Source organism: Amycolatopsis sp. WAC 04182 (assembly GCF_003947465.1).
Taxonomy (GTDB): domain Bacteria; phylum Actinomycetota; class Actinomycetes; order Mycobacteriales; family Pseudonocardiaceae; genus Amycolatopsis.
On record NZ_QHJJ01000001.1, the window covers coordinates 502,727 to 524,531 of the forward strand.

At 69.5% G+C, this 21,805-nt stretch carries 21 protein-coding genes; 5 read left to right on the plus strand and 16 right to left on the minus strand.

Features of this window, described 5'->3' with window-relative positions; all coding sequences use genetic code 11:
* Positions 1 to 20: 20 nt before the first annotated feature.
* From DMH01_RS02400 to gatC, 6 genes are read right to left on the minus strand one after another with little or no spacing between them, the layout of a single operon-like run.
* Entirely contained in the window at positions 21 to 530 is a 510-nt protein-coding gene (locus tag DMH01_RS02400; protein ID WP_125673476.1) for a hypothetical protein, read from the minus strand.
* The gene (gatB, locus tag DMH01_RS02405; RefSeq protein ID WP_125673477.1) at positions 523 to 2,028 is read right to left on the minus strand and encodes an Asp-tRNA(Asn)/Glu-tRNA(Gln) amidotransferase subunit GatB; all 1,506 of its coding nucleotides are present in this window, start codon (positions 2,026 to 2,028) and stop codon (positions 523 to 525) included. Before gatB ends, DMH01_RS02400 begins: the two co-directional genes overlap by 8 nt.
* Entirely contained in the window at positions 2,025 to 2,669 is a 645-nt protein-coding gene (locus tag DMH01_RS02410) for a DUF4276 family protein (protein ID WP_158633179.1), read from the minus strand. The genes gatB and DMH01_RS02410 overlap by 4 nt, the downstream gene beginning before the upstream one ends.
* A 9-nt stretch (positions 2,670 to 2,678) precedes the next feature.
* On the minus strand, positions 2,679 to 3,959 hold the full coding sequence (locus DMH01_RS02415) for an AAA family ATPase (RefSeq protein ID WP_125673479.1): 1,281 nt from the start codon (positions 3,957 to 3,959) through the stop codon (positions 2,679 to 2,681).
* 1 nt (position 3,960) lies between these two features.
* Entirely contained in the window at positions 3,961 to 5,475 is a 1,515-nt protein-coding gene (gene gatA / locus DMH01_RS02420) for an Asp-tRNA(Asn)/Glu-tRNA(Gln) amidotransferase subunit GatA (protein ID WP_125673480.1), read from the minus strand.
* Positions 5,472 to 5,771 carry an Asp-tRNA(Asn)/Glu-tRNA(Gln) amidotransferase subunit GatC gene (gatC, locus tag DMH01_RS02425; RefSeq protein ID WP_005162012.1) on the minus strand — a complete coding sequence of 100 codons (300 nt, stop codon included), beginning with the start codon at positions 5,769 to 5,771 and terminating at the stop codon, positions 5,472 to 5,474. Before gatC ends, gatA begins: the two co-directional genes overlap by 4 nt.
* Before the next feature lie 244 nt (positions 5,772 to 6,015).
* On the opposite strand from gatC, the gene DMH01_RS02430 reads away from it, so the two are divergent.
* Positions 6,016 to 6,669 carry an ACT domain-containing protein gene (locus tag DMH01_RS02430; RefSeq protein WP_125673481.1) on the plus strand — a complete coding sequence of 218 codons (654 nt, stop codon included), beginning with the start codon at positions 6,016 to 6,018 and terminating at the stop codon, positions 6,667 to 6,669.
* A gap of 73 nt (positions 6,670 to 6,742) precedes the next feature.
* Here the strand turns inward: DMH01_RS02430 and DMH01_RS02435 are convergent, their stop codons facing one another.
* The 4 genes from DMH01_RS02435 to DMH01_RS02450 are packed head-to-tail and all read right to left on the minus strand — an operon-like array spanning position 6,743 to position 11,128.
* Positions 6,743 to 7,240 carry a GNAT family N-acetyltransferase gene (locus DMH01_RS02435; RefSeq protein ID WP_125673482.1) on the minus strand — a complete coding sequence of 166 codons (498 nt, stop codon included), beginning with the start codon at positions 7,238 to 7,240 and terminating at the stop codon, positions 6,743 to 6,745.
* Positions 7,233 to 9,365, minus strand: coding sequence for an NAD-dependent DNA ligase LigA (gene ligA / locus DMH01_RS02440; RefSeq protein WP_125673483.1), 2,133 nt, complete (start codon positions 9,363 to 9,365; stop codon positions 7,233 to 7,235). The genes DMH01_RS02435 and ligA overlap by 8 nt, the downstream gene beginning before the upstream one ends.
* 10 nt (positions 9,366 to 9,375) lie before the next feature.
* Positions 9,376 to 10,068, minus strand: a complete 693-nt coding sequence (locus DMH01_RS02445; protein WP_125673484.1) for a hypothetical protein — start codon at positions 10,066 to 10,068, stop codon at positions 9,376 to 9,378.
* 22 nt (positions 10,069 to 10,090) lie between these two features.
* Positions 10,091 to 11,128, minus strand: coding sequence for a methionine synthase (locus tag DMH01_RS02450; protein WP_125673485.1), 1,038 nt, complete (start codon positions 11,126 to 11,128; stop codon positions 10,091 to 10,093).
* Positions 11,129 to 11,248: 120 nt separating this feature from the next.
* Between DMH01_RS02450 and DMH01_RS02455 the strand changes: the two genes are divergently transcribed.
* The 3 genes from DMH01_RS02455 (at position 11,249) to DMH01_RS02465 (ending at position 13,632) form a co-directional block, all read left to right on the plus strand.
* Positions 11,249 to 12,055, plus strand: coding sequence for a phospholipid scramblase-related protein (locus tag DMH01_RS02455; RefSeq protein ID WP_125673486.1), 807 nt, complete (start codon positions 11,249 to 11,251; stop codon positions 12,053 to 12,055).
* A 99-nt stretch (positions 12,056 to 12,154) separates the two neighbouring features.
* Positions 12,155 to 13,192, plus strand: a complete 1,038-nt coding sequence (locus DMH01_RS02460; RefSeq protein WP_125673487.1) for an MBL fold metallo-hydrolase — start codon at positions 12,155 to 12,157, stop codon at positions 13,190 to 13,192.
* On the plus strand, positions 13,189 to 13,632 hold the full coding sequence (locus tag DMH01_RS02465; RefSeq protein ID WP_125673488.1) for a GNAT family N-acetyltransferase: 444 nt from the start codon (positions 13,189 to 13,191) through the stop codon (positions 13,630 to 13,632). The genes DMH01_RS02460 and DMH01_RS02465 overlap by 4 nt, the downstream gene beginning before the upstream one ends.
* 180 nt (positions 13,633 to 13,812) lie before the next feature.
* Here the strand turns inward: DMH01_RS02465 and mnmA are convergent, their stop codons facing one another.
* Genes mnmA through DMH01_RS02485 form a run of 4 tightly spaced genes read right to left on the minus strand, consistent with a single transcriptional unit; the run spans position 13,813 to position 18,838 of the window.
* A complete protein-coding gene (gene mnmA / locus DMH01_RS02470) occupies positions 13,813 to 14,913 on the minus strand; it encodes a tRNA 2-thiouridine(34) synthase MnmA (protein WP_125673489.1) in 1,101 nt (366 codons plus the stop codon).
* A gap of 5 nt (positions 14,914 to 14,918) precedes the next feature.
* Positions 14,919 to 16,115, minus strand: a complete 1,197-nt coding sequence (locus DMH01_RS02475; protein ID WP_125673490.1) for a cysteine desulfurase family protein — start codon at positions 16,113 to 16,115, stop codon at positions 14,919 to 14,921.
* A gap of 50 nt (positions 16,116 to 16,165) precedes the next feature.
* Positions 16,166 to 17,560, minus strand: a complete 1,395-nt coding sequence (locus DMH01_RS02480; RefSeq protein WP_255431985.1) for an MFS transporter — start codon at positions 17,558 to 17,560, stop codon at positions 16,166 to 16,168.
* A gap of 24 nt (positions 17,561 to 17,584) precedes the next feature.
* On the minus strand, positions 17,585 to 18,838 hold the full coding sequence (locus tag DMH01_RS02485) for a LuxR C-terminal-related transcriptional regulator (RefSeq protein ID WP_125673492.1): 1,254 nt from the start codon (positions 18,836 to 18,838) through the stop codon (positions 17,585 to 17,587).
* A 134-nt stretch (positions 18,839 to 18,972) separates the two neighbouring features.
* Here DMH01_RS02485 and DMH01_RS02490 point away from each other — a divergent pair, with 134 nt between their 5' ends.
* Positions 18,973 to 19,863, plus strand: coding sequence for an NADP-dependent oxidoreductase (locus tag DMH01_RS02490; protein WP_125673493.1), 891 nt, complete (start codon positions 18,973 to 18,975; stop codon positions 19,861 to 19,863).
* A 240-nt stretch (positions 19,864 to 20,103) separates the two neighbouring features.
* Here DMH01_RS02490 and DMH01_RS02495 read toward each other — a convergent pair whose 3' ends face one another.
* Positions 20,104 to 20,994, minus strand: a complete 891-nt coding sequence (locus tag DMH01_RS02495; protein WP_125673494.1) for a 1-acyl-sn-glycerol-3-phosphate acyltransferase — start codon at positions 20,992 to 20,994, stop codon at positions 20,104 to 20,106.
* Complete coding sequence (locus DMH01_RS02500; RefSeq protein ID WP_125673495.1) at positions 20,991 to 21,773, minus strand: GNAT family N-acetyltransferase; 783 nt, start codon at positions 21,771 to 21,773, stop codon at positions 20,991 to 20,993. Before DMH01_RS02500 ends, DMH01_RS02495 begins: the two co-directional genes overlap by 4 nt.
* Positions 21,774 to 21,805 lie beyond the last annotated feature (32 nt).

The following is a 21,805-nucleotide window of genomic DNA, read 5'->3' on the forward strand; positions in this document are numbered from 1 at the left end:
GACTAAACGCGAAGAAGAACTCAGGGGCGGCGGGTGCGGGTCTCGGCGCGCAGGAGGCGGACGTCGAAGAACGCGACGACCGCGGAGACGACGGCGGCGAGCAGGCCGAGGTAGCGGCCGAGACCGGTCCCGATCTCGATGCCGGCGGCGGAGAAGATCCCGCGCTGATCGGCGTCGAACTGCCAGTCGAGGGTGGTCCAGCCGAGCACCATCAGCAGCAGCGCGCCGATGGCCGCCATCAGCCACAGATGCGGCAGGCCCGCGCGGCGGACGGCGTCGACGCGGCCGAACAGCACGACGGCCACACCGGGCAGGAACAGGAGGAAGGGCGGCGCCCAGGCGAGGAAACCCGCGTGCCACGCGTCGCGCGTGACGTCGTCGGCGGGCAACGTCGTCAGCACGTCCTCGATTTCCGGGCGCGAGGCGGTCAGCGTCGTCCACGGGAGGAACAAGGCCACCAGCGCGAGCAGCCCGGCCGCGAGGCCGAGCCACTCACGCCAGGTGACCTTCTTCAAAGCGAGATCAGGCACCGACTCGCTCGACGATCAGTTCGCGCACACGCTTGGCGTCGGCCTGGCCCTTGGTGGCCTTCATGACCGCGCCGACGATCGCCCCGGCCGCGGCCACCTTGCCGCCGCGGATCTTCTCGGCGACATCGGGCTGCGCGGCCAGCGCCTCGTCGACCGCCGCGATGAGCGCGGAGTCGTCGGAGACGACCTTCAGACCGCGCTTCTCGACGACCTCGGACGGCGAACCCTCGCCGGCGAGCACGCCCTGCACGACCTCCTTGGCCAGCTTGTTGGTCAGCTCGCCGGCGTTGACCAGCGCGATGACCTCGGCCAGCTGCGCAGGCGTGATCGCCAGCTCCGCCAGTTCGATCTCGCGGGAGTTGGCCTCCTGCGCCAGCGTGTTGACCCACCAGCTGCGGGCCTCGTCCGGCGTCGCGCCCGCCTCGACGGTGGCGGCGACCAGGTCGACCGCGCCGACGTTGAGCAGATCGCGCAGCGCCTCGTCGGTCAGGTTCCACTCGCGCTGGATGCGCTTGCGGCGCTCCGACGGCATCTCCGGCAGCGTCTTGCGCAGCTCCTCGACCCATTCGCGCGACGGCGCGATCGGGACCAGGTCGGGCTCCGGGAAGTACCGGTAGTCCTCGGCGGTCTCCTTGGTGCGGCCCGGCGACGTGGTGCCGTCGGCCTCCTGGAAGTGCCGCGTCTCCTGCTTGATGGTGCCGCCCTCGGCGAGGATCGCCGCCTGGCGGGTCATCTCGTAGCGCACGGCGCGCTCGACGCTGCGCAGCGAGTTGACGTTCTTGGTCTCGGTGCGCGTGCCGAACTCGGTCGCGTCCTTGGCCATCAGCGAGACGTTCGCGTCGCAGCGCAGGGAACCCTGGTCCATGCGGACGTCGGAGACGTCCAGCGCGCTCAGCAGATCCCGCAGGGCACTCACGTACGCGCGGGCGACCTCGGGGGCGCGGCCGCCGGTGTGCTCGATCGTCTTGGTGACGATCTCGATCAGCGGCACGCCGGCGCGGTTGTAGTCGAGCAGCGAGTGCTCGGCGCCGTGGATACGCCCGGTGGCGCCGCCGACGTGCAGCGACTTGCCGGTGTCCTCCTCCATGTGCGCGCGCTCGATCTCGACGCGCACGACCTCGCCGTCGTCCAGCGTCACGTCGAGGTAGCCGTTGAAGGCGATCGGCTCGTCGTACTGCGAGGTCTGGAAGTTCTTCGGCATGTCCGGATAGAAGTAGTTCTTCCGGGCGAACCGGCACCATTCGGCGATCTCGCAGTTGAGCGCGAGACCGATACGGATCGCGCCCTCGACCGCCTTGCCGTTCACGACCGGCAGCGAACCGGGCATGCCGAGACAGGTCGGGCACACCTTGGTGTTCGGCTCGCCGCCGAACTCGTTGGCGCAGCCGCAGAACATCTTGGTGTTCGTGTTCAGCTCGACGTGCACCTCGAGGCCCAGCACCGGGTCGAACCGCTCGATGACGTCGGCGTAGTCCATGAGTTCCACCACGGCGGTCACTTCTTTCCTCCACTTTCGATGAACCCGAGCTTTCGCAACCCGGCGACGGTCTCCGTGTGCCATTCGTCGAACGACGGCACGCTCTGTAGTTTCGTCAAGCTGGCGCGCTCAGCCAGGGTCTGCAGGTGCAGGTGTACGGAATCCGATCTCCGCCGTCCTGACCGCAGCGCATCGGTCAGTGTCCGCTTCGGATCTGACAAGCGCTCCACCTTCGGCAGGTATCCGGCCTCGAAAATACGTGAAGAACCGACGTCTCGTCCGACCAGCCGATTCACCGCGGCGAGATCGGCGAGCGCCCAGCTCTCCATCTCTCTGATCGGCACGAGTTGCTGCAACAAGGGTTTCCCGCCGGGTACACGTTCCCACTCACGCAACATGGGCTCCCAGCACTTCTTCGCCTCACGTTCCGGTCTCGACGTACCGTCGTAGTGAAAGAACGCCAGATCGAGGTTGGCTGAGGAGTTGCAGAACTCCCTGCACAACGTCGACCAGGTATCGGGCCCTCTGCGGAACACCAGCGGCTCGGCGACCCTGAAACCACGCCCAGGCCACATCTCGGCAATGTCACTCAGGACACGCAGGACAAGCGGCCTGAAGAAGCTCTCGTCCGACGAGCCCTCCACCGCGATCGCGGTATTCAACGACCGCACTCAAGCCTCCAGTAGCCGGAGAGCTTCATCCCGGCCAATACCCGGGAGTGCCCGCTGCTCGTGGTCGGAGACTCGTTCGAGGGTTTCCGATTCGGTCAACGCTCGTACCCGGGAAACCGTGCTGGCCTTGCGCTCCTCGGGCCCGACCTGCGTGACCGTGTCCATGACCACGACTTCCGCCGGATCGAGCTCGAACAGCATCAACGGCGAATGGCTGGACAGGATCACTTGGAGTCGCGGTCCATCTGACACGGACGCCATGACCATGTTCCTGAGTACATGAAGCAATTCCCTCAGACGCTGAGGAAAGATGCCGTTCTCCGGCTCTTCGAAACACATCAGCCCGCGATGCTGCGGATCATGCAGTGCGGCGAGCAACGCGAGTACCCGCAAGGTGCCGTCCGACGCGACCCTCGCGCTGATCGGCCCGTCACGGGTGACCAGCCGGATTTCCCATCGTCCGGTCGCGGTCTCATCGACACCGACGTCCGAGATCCCTCGTACCACAGCACCGAGGTCCACGACGATGTCGTCGAGCCCGCTACCGTATTCATCACGGGTTTCGAGCCCGATACGGCGCAGGACCATCGCCAGGTTGCCCCCGCCGGGCTCCAGGTATGCGTCCGATTGCCCGGTCGCACCGGACAGCCGGAGCGCGCTGGGATCCAGCTGCAGGAACCGCCAGAACTCCAGCTCGTTGCGGATCGCGAACAGCACCGGGAACTCCGCGGCCAGCCTGATCGTCGACAGCACGGTCGCCCTGGCCGCGTTCGCCGGAGAACGTCTCCCCTTCCCGCCGTTCTCGGAACTCAGCACGAACTCTCGTGAATCACCGGTACCGACGGTTTCCAGGAATGGCGCATCCGGACGTCCGATGGGGTAAGCGACCTCACGCGCGACATAGATCGCGATGCTGTCCCGCACCCGATCGAGCCTGAGCTCGAGGTCGAGCTCGTAGCGAACCTGATCGTGTTCGACTGCGACTTGCTCACCGAACTGATCGGTGACCGCGGAATCCAGCAGCATCTCCGCGGCGAAACGCATGGAGGTCGTGATTTCCCGACCTCCCTTGGCACGGAACTGCTCCGTCAGGCTGCCGCGCGTCTCCGCGAAGGCTTCGACGAGCGTCGAGGAGTTTCCCAGGCGGCCAAGCAGCCGGATCGCATCGAACAGGTTGGACTTACCGCTGGCGTTCTGGCCGAGGACGACCAGGAACGGCGGCAAGTCCAACCCGAAGCGATCGAACGACTTGAAGCCGTCGATCTCGATGCGTGTCAGCAAGTCACGCCTTTCCCAGCTCCGGAACCTCGTGCACCAGCGAGCCACCGTTGGCGGCGTCGCGTGCGACCTCGTAGGCGGCGCCGACGCGGTACAGCCGGTCGTCGGCCATCGCGGGGGCCATGATCTGGAGGCCGACCGGCAGGCCGTCCTCGTGCGACAGTCCACTCGGGACGCTCATCGCGGCGTTGCCGGCGAGGTTCGACGGAATGGTGCAGAGGTCCGCCAGGTACATCGCCATCGGGTCGTCGACGCGCTCGCCGATCTTGAACGCGGTGGTCGGCGTGGTCGGCGAGACCAGCACGTCCACCTTTTCGTAGGCGGCTTCGAAGTCGCGTGTGATGAGCGTGCGGACCTTCTGCGCCGAGCCGTAGTAGGCGTCGTAGTAGCCCGAGGACAGCGCGTACGTGCCGAGCATGATGCGGCGCTTGACCTCGGGGCCGAAGCCCTTCTCTCGGGTCAGCGACATGACCTCTTCGGCGCTGTGCGCGCCGTCGTCGGACACGCGCAGGCCGTAGCGCATGGCGTCGAACCGGGCGAGGTTCGACGAGCACTCGCTCGGCGCGATCAGGTAGTACGCGGGCAGCGCGTAGGTGAAGTTCGGGCACGAGACCTCGACGACCTCGGCACCGAGCGCGCGCAGCTGCTCGACGGCGGCCTCGAAGGACCGCAACACGCCCGGCTGGTAGCCGTCGCCGGCGAATTCCTTCACCACGCCGACACGCACGCCCTTGAGGTCACCGGTCAGGCCCTGTCGGGCCGCGGCGACCACCGGCGGGACCGGCGCGTTGATCGAAGTCGAGTCCATCGGGTCGTACCCGGCGATGACCTCGTGCAGCAGGGCGGCGTCGAGCACCGTCCGCGCGCAGGGACCGGCCTGGTCGAGCGACGACGAGAAGGCGACGAGACCGTACCGGGAGACACCGCCGTACGTCGGCTTCACGCCGACGGTGCCGGTGACCGCGCCGGGCTGGCGGATCGAACCGCCGGTGTCGGTACCGATCGCGATCGCGGCCTCGAACGCCGCGATGGACGCCGAGGAGCCACCGCCGGAACCGCCCGGGATACGGGCGTGGTCCCACGGGTTGTGCGTCGGGCCGAACGCGGAGTTCTCCGTGGAGGAGCCCATCGCGAACTCGTCCATGTTGGTCTTGCCGAGCACCACGACACCGGCCTCGCGCAGCTTGCGCGTCACGGTGGCGTCGTACGGCGGGATCCAGTTCTCCAGGGTCTTCGAACCGACCGTGGTGGGGATGCCCTTGGTGGTCAGCACGTCCTTGAGCGCCAGCGGCACCCCGGCGAGCGGCGACTTCGGCGCCTTGCCCTCGGCGACGTCGGCGTCCACCGCGCGGGCCGCTTCGAGCGCGCCCTCGGTGTCGACGTGCAGGAACGCGTGGATGTGGTCGTCGACCTCGGCGATCCGGTCCAGGTGGGCCTGGGCGACCTCGACGGCCGAGACCTCACGGGACTGGATCTTCTCCGCGAGCTCGGCGGCGGTCAGCTTGATGAGTTCGGTCACTGTTCTTCTCCCAGAATCCGCGGCACCCGGAAACGACCCTCTTCGCTGGCCGGCGCACCGGCCAGCGCCTGCTGCTGGGTCAGCCCCGGTCGGACCGTGTCCTCACGGAACACGTTGGTCAGCGGCACGGCGTGCGACGTGGGCGGGACGTCCTCGCCTGCGACCTCGCTCACCTTGGCCACCGAGTCCAGGATCTGGTCGAGCTGGCCTGCGAAGACGTCCAGCTCCTCTTCGGTGACGGCAAGCCTGGCCAGCTTGGCGAGGTGTGCGACCTCGTCGCGGGAAATGTTGGGCACGCGGGTGACTCCCGGGGTGTGCTGTGCGGGTTCTGTCGGAAGCTGCAAGTCTATGGTGGCGGCGTCGGCGGACTCGACTGGGTTATGCCGCGGCCTGCGCTCCCATGTCGGGTAAGGAGTGCCTGGTTCGTTATCCCGCGCCCCGGACGTCGGTCCCCATTACCTCGTCCGGTCTGTCACAATCGGCGCCCGGCGTAGCGCGTTCCACGGCGAGGCTGGGACGCCTGAGGCGAGAGGGGCGCGTGTGTCGTTCCTGATCCGGGTCCAATTACCGGACACCCCGGGGACCCTCGGCGCGGTCGCCACCGCGCTCGGCACCGTCGGCGCCGACATCCTGAGCGTGGACGTGGTCGAACGCGGCGGCGGTATCGCCGTCGACGACCTCGTCGTCGAAATCCCGTCCGGCAGGCTGCCGGACGCGCTCATCACCGCCGCCGAAAGCGTCGACGGGGTCGAGGTCGACGCCGTCCGCCCGTACGCCGGGGTGCTCGACACGCACCGCGAACTCGAACTGGTCGAGGAGATCGCCGCGAAGCCCGCTTCGGGGCTGGAGATCCTCGCCGAGGGTGTGCCGCGGATCATCCGCGCGGGCTGGGCGGTCGTCGTCGAGCACGCCGACGCCGGCGCGACCCGGCTCGCGTCGTCCAACGCCGCTCCCGAGACGCCGATCACCGACCTGCCGTGGCTGCCGCTGGAACGCGCCACCATCCTCGACGCCGAGGAGGCCTGGGTGCCGGAGACGTGGAAGGAACTGGGGACCGAACTCGCGGCGACGCCGCTGGGGAAGCCCGGGAAGGCGCTGCTGGTCGCCCGGCCGGGCGGGCCGAACTTCCGGGCCGCCGAGGTGGCGCGGCTGGCGCATTTCGCGGGCATCGTCGCCGTCGTGCTGGACAGCTGACCCCTCGCGTTCAGTCCTCTGAATGCGGTGGTTGGTATCACGAACTACCGCATTCAGAGGACGAAATGCGTAATCAGGCAAGCTCCAGGCCGTAGGCGATCAGGGTCACCCCGGGATGCGGCTCCCAGTCTCGCTCGGGCAGCCGCACGAAGCCGAGCCGCTCGTAGAGCCGGTGCGCCCGCTCCATCGTGACCAGGCTGCACAGCACCACCCTCGCCACGCCGAGCTCCCGCGCCCGCGCGATGACCGCCCTGGTCAGCGCCTCGCCGATGCCGCGTCCGGTCGCCGAGGGCAGCACGGCGAGCATCCGGAACTCTAGTTCGCCCTCGCGGGACAGCTCGGCGAACTCGGTCCCCGGCCGGGCGATGGTGACCGTGCCGACCAGTGCGCCGTCCCCGTCCACCGCGACCAGCAGCTCGGCCAGCTCCGCTCGTTTGGCGGCGTCGACGAGTTCCGCGGCGTAGCCGACGCCGTCGACAAGGCTCCGCTCCGCGGAGTACGCGGCCAGCGTGAGCTCCCCGACCTCGGTCAGCTCGTCGGCCAGGGCGGGCCGGATCTCCAGATCACTCACCGGTTTCCTCCTCGGTCGGCAGCGCGAGCTCGGCGGCGGCCTCGGGGCCGCTTTCCAGCAGCACGCGGAAGCCGTTCTCGTCGAGCACCGGCACCTTCAGCTGGACGGCCTTGTCGTACTTCGTGCCCGGAGCGTCGCCGACGACGACGAACGCCGTCTTCTTCGACACCGAACCGGCCGCCTTCCCGCCGCGGGCCATGATGTATTCCTTGGCCTCGTCGCGGGAGTAGTCGTTCAGCGAACCGGTGACGACGATCGACAGGCCTTCGAGGTTGCGCGGGATGGACTCGTCGCGCTCCTCCTCCATCCGCACGCCCGCCGCGCGCCACTTCTCGACGATCTCGCGGTGCCAGTCGACCTCGAACCACTCCTTCGCCGCACGCGCGATGGTCGGGCCGACGCCGTCGACACTGGAGAGCTCCTCCTCCGAGGCGTTCTCGATCCGTTCCAGCGAGCCGAATTCCCGCGCGAGCGCCTGCGCCGCCGTCGGGCCGACGTGCCGGATCGACAGGCCGACGATGACCTTCCACAGTGGACGGTCCTTCACCGTTTCCAGGTTGTCCAGCAGCTTGCGCCCGTTGGCCGACAGCTCCCCCGCCTTGGTGCGGAACAGCTCCACCTGAAGCAGCTTCTCCTCGTCCAGATCGAAGATGTCGCCCTCGTCGTGCACGACACCGGCGTCCAGGATCGCGACCGCGGCCTCGTAGCCGAGCACCTCGATGTCGAACGCGCCCCGCCCGCCGAGATGGAACAGCCGCTCCCGCAACTGCGCCGGGCAGGACCGCGAATTCGGGCAACGGATGTCGATGTCGCCCTCCTTCTGGTACGCCAGTTCGGTGTCGCAGTTGGGGCAGCGCAACGGCATCACGAACTCGCGCTCCTCACCGGTGCGCGCGTCGGCGACCGGGCCGAGCACCTCGGGGATGACGTCGCCCGCCTTGCGGATGACGACCTTGTCCCCGATCAGCACGCCCTTGCGTTTGACCTCTTCCTGGTTGTGCAGCGTCGCCATCGCCACCGTGGACCCGGCCACCTTCACCGGCTCCATCACCGCGAACGGGGTGACCCGCCCGGTGCGGCCGACGTTGACCTGGATGTCCAGCAGGGTGGTGATCGCCTCTTCCGGCGGATACTTGTACGCGATCGCCCAGCGCGGAGCACGCGAGGTCGTGCCGAGACGGCGCTGCAGCGCGACCTCGTCGACCTTGATGACGACGCCGTCGATCTCGTGCTCGGCGTCGTGGCGGTGCTCGCCCCAGTATTCGATGTGGTCCAGCAGTTCCTTGCCCGAACCGAGCACCTTGCTGTGCGGCGAGACCGGCAGGCCCCAGGCGGCCAGGGCGTCGTACGCCTCGGACTGGCGCTTCGGTTCGAAGCCCTCGCGTTTGCCGAGACCGTGGCAGATCAGCCGCAGGTTGCGGGACTTCGTGATCTTGGGATCCTTCTGCCGCAACGACCCGGCAGCGGTGTTGCGCGGGTTCGCGTACGGATCCTTGCCCGCCTCGACCATCTTCGCGTTCAGCGCCAGGAAGTCCTCGACGCGGAAGAACACCTCGCCGCGGACCTCGACCAACGCGGGCACCGGGAACTCGTCCGTCCCGGTCAACCGCTCCGGCACCTGCTCCAGCGTGCGGACGTTGAGCGTGACGTCCTCGCCGGTGCGGCCGTCGCCCCTGGTCAGCGCGCGGGTCAGGCGGCCGTTCTCGTACAGCAGGTTGATCGCGAGCCCGTCGATCTTCAGTTCGGCGAGGTACTTCGTCGCGCCGATCTCCTTCTGGACCCGCTCGACCCAGGTCTCGAACTCGCCGGTGTCGAAGACGTTGTCCAGGCTGAGCATGCGCTCGAGGTGGTCATGCGCGACGAACTCGGTGGAGAAGGTGCCGCCGACGTTCTGCGTCGGCGACTCCGGCGTCACCAGCCCCGGGTGCTCGTCCTCGATGGCCTGGAGTTCGTTGAGCAGCTCGTCGAACTGGCCGTCGGACACGATCGGTGAATCCAGCACGTAGTACCGGAACTGGTGACCGCGGATCTCCTCCGCCAGTTCGGCATGCCTGTCACGGACGTCGGCCGGTACGTCGGTGACATCCTGCGCGGGCTCGGGATTCTCGGGAAGTTCGCTGCTCACGGGGGTGACTCTAGTCGGGGGCACCGACATTTCCGGACAGCCTGCCGACCAGCTCGCGCAGTTCCAGCAGGGTCAGCTGCCCGTCTTGGGCCTCGGTCACCAGCTCGACCCTGCCCAGCCGTTCGGCCGCGACCCGCTCACCCAGCGTGGCGTCCAGCGGCAGGAAGGTCATGGTCGTCCGGGTCTCCGGCGCGAGCTCGTCGATCAGCGGATGGAACACGGTCACGTCCACCCGTCCGGCTGATTCGTCGACCTTCGCGGTCACCCGTACGTCGGCGAGCGCGATCCGCGTCTCGCCGAGGTTGACGGTGACCTCACTCGGATCGGGGACCGGCGGCACGGAATCGTGGTACTCCCAGATGGCGTCCTCCGGCGGCGCCGCGGCCTTCCACGCGTCGGTGTACGGGCGCAGTTCCGGATCCTCCTGGCCGGTCAGCACCAGCGAGTAGATCGCCCGGTGCCCACGATCGAGGGAGAAGTGCAGCCGGGGGTGCAGCGCCTCGACGATGGTGCAGAGGTCGTGTTCCACCCGATGCGGTTCACGATCGCCGAGGGCGGCGCTGACCTCCGGCAGGAGCGCGAACCAGGCCTCCCAGAACTTCGCCGCCGCGGCGGCCGCGTCCTCGGGGACCGGCTGCTCCGGCCAGGCGGTGCGGGGGTCGGGAACGTCCTCGGTCTTACGGGAACGGCGGAACAAACGCATGACGGGCACGCTACCGCGCCGCTCACCAGCCTTCAGGCGGTTCGGTGAAAGCCTTGCCGGCCTCCCGGCTGAGCGTGAGCGCGCGGCGCATCCAGTCGGGGGTGGCGCCCGCGAGACCGCACGCCGGGGTCGGCACGACCCGTTCGGCGAGGATCTCGCGGCGGAAACCCAGCCGGTCGACGAGTTTGAACACGGGCGTGACCACGTCGCGCAGCTCCACCGGGACACCGGGGTCGGTCGTGGGGACGAGTCCGAGCATCAGCGTCGTCCCGGAGTCCAGCGTCTCGCCGATTTCGTCGAGCTGCGCGGGCGAAGCGCCTTTCAGCAGGGTGAAATCGAAGGCGATCGCTTGCGCCCCCGCCGCGCGCAGCAAGGAGATCGGCGGCTTTTCGGCGCAGCAGTGCACCGCGACCGGCTGACCGGTGATCCGCTCCGCCCCGGAGATCACCGTCGACAGCAGTTCGCGTGCCTCCGGCGCGGGCACGGCGGGAACGGTGCCGTAGCCGGACGCCGTCGGGAGATCACCGGCGAGGACCTCCGGCAGCGACGGTTCGTCGAACTGGATCACCACCGGCGCGCCGATCCGCGACTTCAGTTCCGCGACGTGCCCGGCCAGCCCGTCGAGCAGCGACGCGGCGAAATCGCGCAGCGCACCCTTGTCGGTGAGGATCCGGTGCCCGCGCGGCAGCTCGACGTTCGCGGCGAGCGTCCACGGCCCGGCGACCTGGATCTTGAAGGCGGGCGGCGCGGCGCCCGCCTTTTCCCTCGCCTCCTGGACGGCGTCGAGGTCCCAGTTCATCAGGTCGACGGCCCGGCGATGGTCGTGCCCGGGACGGGCGGCGACCCGGTAGCCGCTCGGCACCACCTCGACGGCGAGGTCGACCAGCAGCGCCGCCGTCCGGCCGATCATGTCGGCGCCGACGCCGCGGGCGGGAAGTTCGGGCATACAGGGGAATTCGGGCAGTTCGCCGAACACGATCGAAGCGGCCTCGACCGGATCGGTACCGGGCAGGGAACCGATCGCGGTGGCCGCGCCGAGGGGCCAAGGTCGTTCGTTCACACCCGGATTCTCCCCTTGGTCCGACCTGGCGGGGCGGCGGGGCGGGGGAGGACACGGACATTCGACGCAATTGCCGTCGGCGCGCCCGATCCGGCGTCCGGCGCATTACGCTGACCTGCCATGACGAGCTCCCCACAGCCCGCCGGCTGGTATCCCGACCGGCAGAACCCCCGGATGTACCGGTGGTGGGACGGGCAGGCCTGGACCGCGAACACGCGGCCGTCGCACGACGCCGAAATGATCGAGCTGGACGTCGAAGGCGCGCACGATCCCGAAAAGATCCGGGCGCAGGCGGCGAGGGGCACGCAAGGCCGCGGCGGTGGTGTCGCCGGCGGCGGGACGCTGTTCTCCGAACCCGTGCTGGTGGTCAACCAGCGCGCGAAACTCATCGAGATGGCCAACGAGTTCGGGGTATTCGACCAGAACGGCAACCGCCTCGGCGGCGTCGTCCAGGTCGGGCAGAGCGCGTTGAAGAAGGCCATCCGGCTGCTCACGAACTACGACCAGTTCCTGACCCACCGCTTCGAAATCCGCGACGCGAACCACAGCACCGTGCTGAAGGTGACGCGGCCGGCGAAGGTGTTCAAATCCCGGTTCCTGGTGACGAAGGCCGACGACTCCCCGATCGGCGAGATCGTGCAGGAGAACGTCTTCGGCAAGATCCGGCTGGGTTTCGTGGTCGACGGGCAGAAGGTCGGCGGGATCTTCGCGGAGAACTGGCGGGCGTGGAACTTCGCGATCAAGGACCACGCGGACGTCGAGATCGCGCGGATCACGAAGACCTGGGGCGGTTTCGTGAAGGCCGCGTTCACCACCGCCGACAACTACGTCGTCGAGATCCACCGGCCGCTGCGGGACCCGCTGGCGTCGATGGTGGTGGCCTCGGCGCTGACCATCGACACCGCGCTGAAACAGGACGACAAGTGATCGGGGTCTCACACTCCTGAAGTGGACACTCGGCTTCCGGCGGCTCAAGGTGGAGGGACTGGGGCGGCACGCTGGAGTGCGTCCGGGACGGAGGTCACCATGGAGCCGTTGCCCGAAGACGGCGAGCGGGATTGGGCCGAGCCAGGCGTCTACACGGTTTCGCCGGGGATCCACCGGATTCCGCTCCCCCTGCCGCACGACGCGTTGCGCGCGGTCAACATCTACGTCGTCACCGACGGGACCCGCCTGGTCCTCGTGGACTCGGGCTGGGCGCTCGAGTCGGCGCGCGAACGGCTTTCGCGCGGGTTGAAGGCGCTCGGAGCCGACCTCGGTGACATCGACGAATTCCTGATCACCCACGTGCATCGCGATCACTACACGCTCGCCGTGGAGCTGCGCCGCGAATTCGGCGGCAGGCTCGGGCTCGGCAAGCGGGAGGAGCCGTCGCTGGTCCGCTCCGGCGACCCGGACCGCTTCCCGATGGAGGCGCAGGTCAGCCTGCTCGAACGGTGCGGCGCGGGGCCGGTCGTCGAGGAACTCGCCAAGGCCTTCGGCGGTGTCCGGCACACCGAGGCGCATCTGTGGGAACAGCCCGACGAATGGCTCGTCCCCGGCAAACGCCCGATCGTGCCCGGCCGCGAGTTCGACATCGTGCACACGCCCGGCCACACGGACGGGCATGTCGTCTTCGTCGACGAAGAGGCAGGGCTGGTGTTCACCGGCGACCACGTGCTGCCGCACATCACGCCGTCGATCGGCTTCCAGCCGGTGCCGACCGAACTGCCCCTGCACGACTATCTCGACTCCCTGCGCCTGGTCCGCGAGATGCCGGACCGGCGGATGCTCCCCGCGCACGGTCCGGTCACCGGCAGCGTCCACGCCCGCGTCGACGAGCTGCTGGAGCACCACCGGGACCGGCTCGAAGTCATGGGCGCCGAGATCACCGCGGACGTCACGACCGCGTACGAGGTCGCGCTGCGGCTCGGCTGGACGCGGAGGCAGCGCAAACTTCCCGACATGGACCCGTTCAACCAGATGCTCGCCGTCCTCGAGACCGGCTCGCATCTGGATCTGCTGGTGGCCCAAGGGAAACTCACCGCGGCCGAGACCGACGGGGTGCGACACTACGCCTCATGATCATCCGTGAAGCGCGCCGGGAAGACGTCGCGGCGATCGTCGGGATGCTCGCCGACGACCAGATCGGCAGCACCCGTGATTCCGCCGACGACCTCACGCCGTACCTCGAGGCCTTCGAGCAGATCGACGCCGATCCGGCGCACCTGCTGATCGTCGCCGACGACGCCGGGGAGGCCGTCGGCACGCTCCAGTTGTCGATCATCCCCGGCCTGGCGCGGAAAGGCGCGCTGCGCGGGCAGATCGAGGCCGTCCGGGTGCGGGCGAGTCATCGCGGCTCCGGTCTCGGCGGCGAGCTGATGCGGTGGGCCATCGACGAATCACGGCGGCGGGGCTGCGCCCTCGTCCAGCTGACGTCGGACGTGAAACGCGAGGACGCGCACCGGTTCTACGAACGCCTCGGTTTCGAGGCCACGCACACCGGCTTCAAGCTGAAGTTCTGACCTCCCTGCCGCGTTTAGTCCTCTCAATGCGGCAGGGCGGGGTGGTCGCGGCGATGTGGCAGCCTCGGTCGTGTCGCGAAAGCCACTTTCGGGACATCAGACGTCGCGAAAGTGGCTTTCGCGACATGCCTTCGAGCGGACCCTGGCGAAGGTGGCGTGGTCGGCGCCGGGGCCGAAGGGTCAGCGGGTCCCCGAGATCTTCGCGCTCCCGAGCACGAGGTCGCCCTCGGCAGCGTCGGTGCGGTAGAGCACGACGACCTGCCCCGGCGCGACGCCGCGCAGCGGCTCACGGAGCTGGATGGTCACCGAGTCGCCCGAGTCACCGGAAACCTCCGCGACGGCCTCGACGATCCCGCCGTGCGCGCGCACCTGCACGACACACTCGGTCGGGCCGTCCAGCGGCCGCTCGCTCGGCCAGATCGGGCGGTCCGCCTCGATCACGTTCACGCCGAGATCCCGCGCGGAACCGACCTTCACGGTGCCCGAAACCGGCTCCAGCGAGAGCACGTAGCGCGGCCGCCCGTCCGGCGCCGGCGCCTCGATGCCGAGCCCCTTGCGCTGGCCGACGGTGAAACCGTGCACGCCGGTGTGCTCACCGAGCACGGCGCCGGTCTCGGCGTCGACGAGCTGCCCCGGACGCTGGCCGAGCCGCTTCTCCAGGAAGCTCTTCGTGTCGCCGTCCGGGATGAAGCAGATGTCGTGGCTGTCCGGCTTCTTCGCCACCGACAGGCCACGGCTCGCGGCCTCGGCGCGCACGTCGGTCTTCCACGAATCGCCGAGCGGGAACAGCGAATGCCGCAGCTGCTCCGGAGTGAGCGAGGCCAGCACGTACGACTGGTCCTTGCCCGTGTCTACGCTGCGCCGCAGCTCCGGCACACCGTCCACAAGGGACAGACGGGCGTAGTGCCCGGTGGCGACGGCGTCGAAGCCGAGCGCCATCGCCTTGTCCAGCAGCGCCTCGAACTTGATCTTCTCGTTGCAGGTGACGCACGGGTTCGGCGTCCGGCCCGCGGCGTACTCGCCGACGAAGGTCTCGATGACCTCTTCGGTGAATCGCTCGGCGAAGTCCCAGATGTAGAAGGGGATGCCGAGGATGTCCGCGGCGCGCCGCGCGTCACCGGAGTCCTCGATCGTGCAGCAGCCACGGGATCCGGTGCGCAGCGTGCCGGGCTTCGCCGACAGCGCCAGGTGCACCCCGACGACCTCGTGCCCGGCGTCCACGGCGCGCGCGGCGGCCACCGCCGAGTCCACTCCCCCGCTCATCGCGGCCAGTACGCGCATCTTCCTCACACCTCTTGCTTCTGCGTCTGCTTGCGCATTCCGGCGAGTCCCGCCTGCCTCGCCCTGTCGACGACGCCCGCGATCTCCTTCGAAACCGCTTCAACGTCTTCCGGTGCCGAGGTATGCCCGAACGAGAACCGCAGCGACCCGCGCGCGGCCGCGGGTTCGGCACCCATGGCCAGCAGCACGTGGCTCGGCTGCGCGACACCCGCCGTGCACGCCGAACCGGTGGAACATTCGATGCCCTTGGCGTCCAAGAGCATCAACAGGCTGTCACCCGCGCAACCGGGGAAGGTGAAATGGGCGTGCGTGGGCAGGCGCTCGCCCTCGCCACCGTTGAGCACCGCGTCCGGCACCTCTCGCCGGACGGCCTCGATCAGGTCGTCCCGCAGTTCGGCGACGCGTTTGGCGTACTCCTCGCGGCCTTCGACCGTGGCCTTCACCGCCGTCGCGAACGCGATCACCGCGGGGACGTCGAGCGTGCCCGAACGCACGGCGCGCTCCTGGCCGCCACCGTGCAGGACCGGCACGCACGCGGTGTCGCGGCCGAGCAGCAGCGCGCCGACACCGTACGGGCCGCCCAGCTTGTGCGCGGTGAGGGTCAGCGCCGCGGCGCCACTCTCGGCGAAGTCGACCGGCACCGCGCCGACGGCCTGGACGGCGTCGGTGTGCAGCGGGATCTCGTGTTCGGCGCAGACGGCGGCGAGCTCGGCGATCGGGTTGACCGTGCCGACCTCGTTGTTCGCCCACATCACGGTGACCAGCGCGACCGTCTCGGGGCTGTCGCCGATGGCGGTGCGCAGCGACTCGGGGGTGACCCGGCCCGCCTGGTCGACCTCGACCCAGACGATCTCGGCGCCCGCGTGCTGCTCCAGCCACTCGACGGACTCGAGGACGGCGTGGTGCTCGACGGTGCTGCACAGCACCCTGGTCCGCTTCGGGTCCTCGCCGTTACGGGCCCAGAAGATGCCCTTGACCGCGAGGTTGTCGCTCTCCGTGCCACCGGCGGTGAAGATCACCTCCGACGGCCGGGCGCCCAGCGCCTCCGCGATCACCTCGCGGGCTTCTTCGACCCGGCGGCGCGCCCGGCGTCCCGAGGAATGCAGCGCGGAGGCGTTGCCCACTGTGGACAGCGCCTCGGACATCGCCGCTACGGCTTCGGGCAACATCGGGGTGGTCGCCGCGTGGTCGAGATAGGTCATCGCATCCTTCAGGGTAGCCCGTTCCGGGGCGTGACCAAGCCCACCCTTGGTCAGCGGGTGGTGCCGCTCATATCTGACGGCCACCGGCCGGTCAGCCGCACCCCCAGCAGAGCGATGCCGGTCAGCACCACCGAAAGCACCAGGATCGCCGCCGACGGCTCCTTCGCCGACGCCAGCGAAGCGAGCAGAACGCCGCCCAAACCGATGGTCAGAGCCGATCCGACCCAGTCGCCGAGCTGCAGCGCCGAGGTGTTGAACCCGCGTTCGGCCTCCGGCGAGTAGCGGAGCAGCAGTACCGAGATCGCGGGCATCGCGATCCCCATCCCGGAGCCGCCGACGGCCGACGCCACGAACGCCATCCAGCCGGGGAACGAGGGCAGCGGGACGAAGACGAAGATCGCCAGACCGGCCGCGACCAGCGCGAACCCGGTCCGCAGCGACGCTTCACGCGACCAGTCGAGCATGCGGCCCTGCAGCATCGACCCCGCCGACCAGCCCAGCGCGGTCACCGTCAGCGGCAGCCCGGCCAGCGCGGGGCTGTAGCCGTGGACCTCGGTCATCGTGAGCGGCAGATAGGCCTCCATCCCGGCGTACGCGCCCGCGATCAGCGCGCGCGAGGCGATCACTGTCGGCAACCCCGGCCGCGACGTCAGCGTCCCGGCGGGCAGGAGTTTGCGGAGCGCGTACCCGAGGGCGACCAGTCCGGCGCCGCCGTAGGCCAGCGCCGCGAGGGACGGATGCTGCGCCGCCCAGGTGAGCGCGGCGACGCCGAGGGCGGCGACCACCGCGGGCACGACCCCGGCGCGCACGGCGGATTCGCCGGGGACGTGGGCCGGCAGTTTGCGCGTGACGACGACCAGCAGCGCGAGCCCGACCCCGGTCAGCGGGATCAGCCCGAGGAACACCCAGCGCCAGCCGACGCTCACCGTCACCACGCCCGCGATCGAAGGCCCGATCACCGCGGGCAGCACCCACGCGGCGGCGTTGGCGGCGTAGATCACCGGACGTTCGCGGTCGCTGAAGGTGAGCGCGATCAGCAGCGACACCGAGACCAGCAGCAGGCCGGAACCGAAGCCCTGCAACCCCCTGCCGAGCAGGAGCAGCGGCATGTCGTGCGCGAGCCCCGCGACCAGCAGCCCGGCGGCGAACAGCGCGGTACCGGCGAGCAGCGCGGGCGCCGGGCCCTTGCGGTCGCCGAGGCGTCCGGAAAGGACGGTCGCGACCACGCTGGCGACCAGGAACGTGGTGAACGGCCAGGCGTACAGCGCGAGGCCGTCGAGGTCGGCCACCATCGTCGGCATCGCGGTGGCGACGCCCATGCTCTCGAACGCGATGAGCGTGACCATGAGCAGCAACCCGATGGTGGTCACGCGGTGCTCAGGTGTCCAGAGCACACCCTTCGGCTTGGCCTCGTCCCCAGTGATCGTCATACGACGAGCGTGCAACCTCCAGCTCGGTGGAGGTCAAGCTCACGACACGGACTCCAGACGCAGCTCACGCGCCAGCACGGCGGCCTCGCCACGGGACGTGACTTCGAGCTTTCCCAAGATCTTCCGCACGTGGAACTTCACCGTGTGCTCGGTCAGCGCCAGCTCTTCGGCGATCTGCCGGTTGCGTTTCCCGCGCGCGATCCCGGCGAGGACTTCGAGTTCGCGCGGGTTGAGCCGGTCGAGCGGGCGCAGTTCCGGCGTCTCCTGGACGCCGAGCGGCAGGATCGCGGTGATCGTGGCACCCCAGCCGGGTACGGCGTCGACCTCCCAGCGGCCACCCAGCGGGGTGATCCGCTCGGTGAGTCCGGTGGCGGGCACGGCGCGGGCGACGTCCGGGCCGTCGTCGCGCACCGTGACCCGGAGCTGCTGCCCGTCGATCCGCCAGGACGCTCGGACCCGGCCGCTGTCCCGTTCCAGCGCGGCGAGCACGAGACCGCGCGAGACCGTACGGGCGGTGTGCGCGATGTCCTGCGGGAGCGGCCGTTCGTCGTCCGGGCCGGCGAGGTCCACGGTCACGTCGTTGTGGCGCACCAAAGGAGCCAGCTGCGTGACGAGGGTGCCGAACGCCTCCGACGCTGGCTCGGCCGAGAGTTCCTGATCGCGGTCCGCGATCGAGCGCAGTTCGACCAGCGCGGCCGCGGCGAGGTCGGTCGCGGTCTGCCGGGCGGCGGCGTCGCCGAGCCGCCGGGATCGCAGTACCGAAAGCAGCGACGTCAGGGTGGTCGCGTGGGTCTGCCCCAGATCGGTGATCGCCCGCGCCCGCGCGGTCGCCGCCGCGATGTTGCTCTCCAGGACGGCGGGTTCGGGATCGGTGGCGCGCTGGGCGGCGGTCACGCTGACGATGTCCCACAGCTTGGCGACGAATTCGAGCGCGCTGTCCGCGGGCTCGTCCTCGGCGGGGACGAGCGCGATCATCGCGCCCTTGCCGATCACCGGGGCCGAGGTCAGGACGACGAGTTTCCGGCGTTTCCCGCCGAGCGTCTCTTCGGCCACCACCGCCCGGCCCGGTTCGCCGAGCGCGCCGAGCCGCTGGAGTTCGGCGCTCGTGACCGCGCCGGTGATCTCCGGATCGCCGTGGACCTTGATCGGCAGGCGGGAGCAGTCGCCGGTCTCCATGGCGGCGGCGCGGTGCGGCAGCACGGCCGCGGCCGTCGCGGAAAAGCGCGGCAGGAGTTCGGGGCGCGGAGCGGCGAGCATGTACTCGACCTGGCTCAGCACGTGCAGCGGGTCCATGAGTCCACAGTAGGCGCGGTCCGGCGCGGGGACGCTGCTCTCCCGGCTAGTGAACACTGCTCGTCCGGCTGGTTCGGGCGGGGTCCGGGCGCCGGTTGACTGATCGCAGCGAAGAAATCCGAGGAGGAGTGAACATGCGAGCGATCACCATCACCCAGTACGGCGAACCGGATGTCCTGCGGTCCGCCGAGGTCCCGCTGCCGGAGCCCGGCCCGGGGCAGGTGCGGGTCGCGGTCAAGGCCGCGGGCGTCAACCCGATCGACTGGAAGATCCGGTCCGGCGCCATGGCGGAGGTCCGTCCGGTCGAATTCCCGCACATCCTCGGCCTGGAACTGGCGGGCGTCGTGGACGCGGTGGGCGAAGGCGCCGATTTCGCCGTCGGCGACGAGGTCTTCGGCTGGTCCGACACCGGCACGTACGCGGAATACGCGCTGGCGAGCAAGGTCATCCGCAAACCCGCCGGGCTTTCGTGGTCCGAAGCCGCCGCGCTGCCCATCGCCGGTGAGACGGCCTTGCGGGTGCTGGGCGAACTCGAGGTCAAGCCGGGCGAGACGGTGGTGCTCCACGGCGCGAGTGGCCAGGTCGGCCGGATCGCGACGCAGGCCGCCGTCGCGCTGGGCGCCACGGTCATCGGGCTCGCCGGGGCTTCGTCGCTGGACGAGGTGAAGGCGCTCGGCGCGGTGCCGGTCCAGTACGGCGACGGCTGGGTTTCGCGGGTCCGGTCGGTCGCGCCGGACGGCGTCGACGCGGTGTTCGACGCGGCGGGCTTCGGTGTTTTGGGTGAGTCCGTCGAACTGCTCGGATCACCTGACCGGCTGATCACGATCGCGGATCCGGCGGCGTACGCGCAGGGGCTGAAGTTCTCGGCCGGCGGTTCGCAAACCCAGGCCGTGCTGGAGGATTTGGTGGCGCGGGACCTGAAGCTGAAGATGGGCTCCAGCTACGCGCTCGCCGACGCCGCCGAGGCGCACCGGGAGAGCGCGACGGGGCACGCGGGCGGGAAGATCACGCTGGTCTTCGACTGACAGCCGCGCGCGTGTCAACCCCGGATGCAATGAACGGTCCTTTCCTTGCAAAATTTGCAAGGAAAGGACCGTTCCTAGCGCGCTCTAGTTGCTGAGTGGGACTTTCGCGACCGAGGGGTGAGGGGCAAGGCAAAGGTGTCGGGTGGTGCGAAGGGGACTTTCGCCGCATCGGATGCGGGCAAAGTCCCCTTCGCACCAGACGCCGCAGGGGGTCGTGAAAGGGGCGTTCGTACAGCCGGGCTACTGAGAGACCGCCTCGGAAGCCGAAGGCACCGAAGGAGCGACCGCCGGGCGCCGCCGCCTCTGCACCGGGATCTGCACCCGCCCGAGCGCCGCCTGCACCGCGGATTCCGCCAGCGCGGCCAGTTCCCGCCGGTCCGAAGCGCGGCCCGGCGCGATCTCCGGGCACACGTGCACCTCCAGCACCAGACCGCGCAGCGCCGCGACCCGCCGCAGCGAGGCGATGAGCGACTCCGGCCCGATGAACGCCGGCTGGGTCGTCTCCCGGCCGTCGGCGAGCCGGAAGCGCAGCGCGAGCGGCCGCACCGGGACACCGCCATCGATCGCGGCCTGGAAGGTCGCGGAACGGAAGCGGCCCGAGCCGAGACCGCACCACGTGGTGCCCTCCGGCGTCACGCTGACGAGTGATCCGCCGCGCATCGCGTCGGCGAGTTCGTCCATCGTCGCGGGCAGGCTCCGCAGGTTCTCCCGGTCGAGGAAGATGCTGCCGCCGCGGCGCACCAGCAGGCCGAGCACCGGCCAGGCGCCGACCTCCTTCTTGGCGAGCGCCCGCATCGGCTGGACGGCGTTGACCGCGATGATGTCCAGCCACGAGATGTGGTTGTTCACCACGAGCACGCCACGGCCCGGCACGGCGCGGAAACGCTCGTCACCCAGCACGCGCAGTTTTACTCCGAACGAGCGAAGGATCCCCACGAAAAGCAGGCGCACCAACCGTTCCCGTGGCATGCCGCGCAGCACGAGCACCAGCGGCGCCGACAGGAAAGCGCCGAAGATGACGCCGATCGCCGCGGCGAACCGCAGGACGCGCCGCGGGAACGCCACCGTCGGCGCCCCTTCGCTCAGGCAGCCGTCGCCGCACGGCGACTTCGGCATCCAGGCGTGAGTCATCCCTGCACTCCCAGGAAGAACTTGAGGTACCGCTCGTCGACGTTGTGCAGATCCAGCAGGACGAAGAAGTCCGCGACACCGAAATCGGCGTCGAGCGCGGGCGGGCCGTAGATTTTCGCACCCAGGCGGGTGTAGCCCTTGATGAGCGGCGGGAGGATCGCGCGAGAGGGCCGCTCGACACCTTCGGTCCGCCATGGGTTCAGCGGCGTCACCCGAAGGGATTCCTCCGCATAGTGCTTGGCGCGCAGGACATCCCAGACGCCGGCCGCGTAAACCCCGCCGTCGGTCAGCGGCACGGAAGCGCAGCCCGCGAGATACCGGTGGCCTGCCAGCAGCATGTAGCGCCCGATCCCCGCCCAGACGAGGCTCACCACGGCGCCGCTGCGGTGGTCGGGATGCACGCACGAACGCCCCGTCTCGACCAGCGACGGACGCAGCGCATCGAGCGCGGTGAGATCGAATTCGCTGTCGGAGTACAGCTTTCCCGCCCGCGCGGCCCGATCGGGCGGCAGCATCCGGTACGTGCCCACGATCTCGCCGGTGTTGTCGTCCCGCACCACGAGGTGATCGCAGAACTCGTCGAAGTAGTCGACGTCGAGGCCGGGTTCGAGGGAATTGAGCGTCGCCCCCATTTCCTCGGCGAACACCTGATACCGAAGACGTTGCGCGGCAACGACTTCTTCGTTCCCGTTCGCCACGAGAAGGGAGTAACGCGGCGCATCGGCCGGGAGTTCGACACCTGCCTGGTCAGTACTGACGAGGAGCTGTGACGTCGTCATGACCCAGGTCTACCCCTCGGGGGGTACCAACG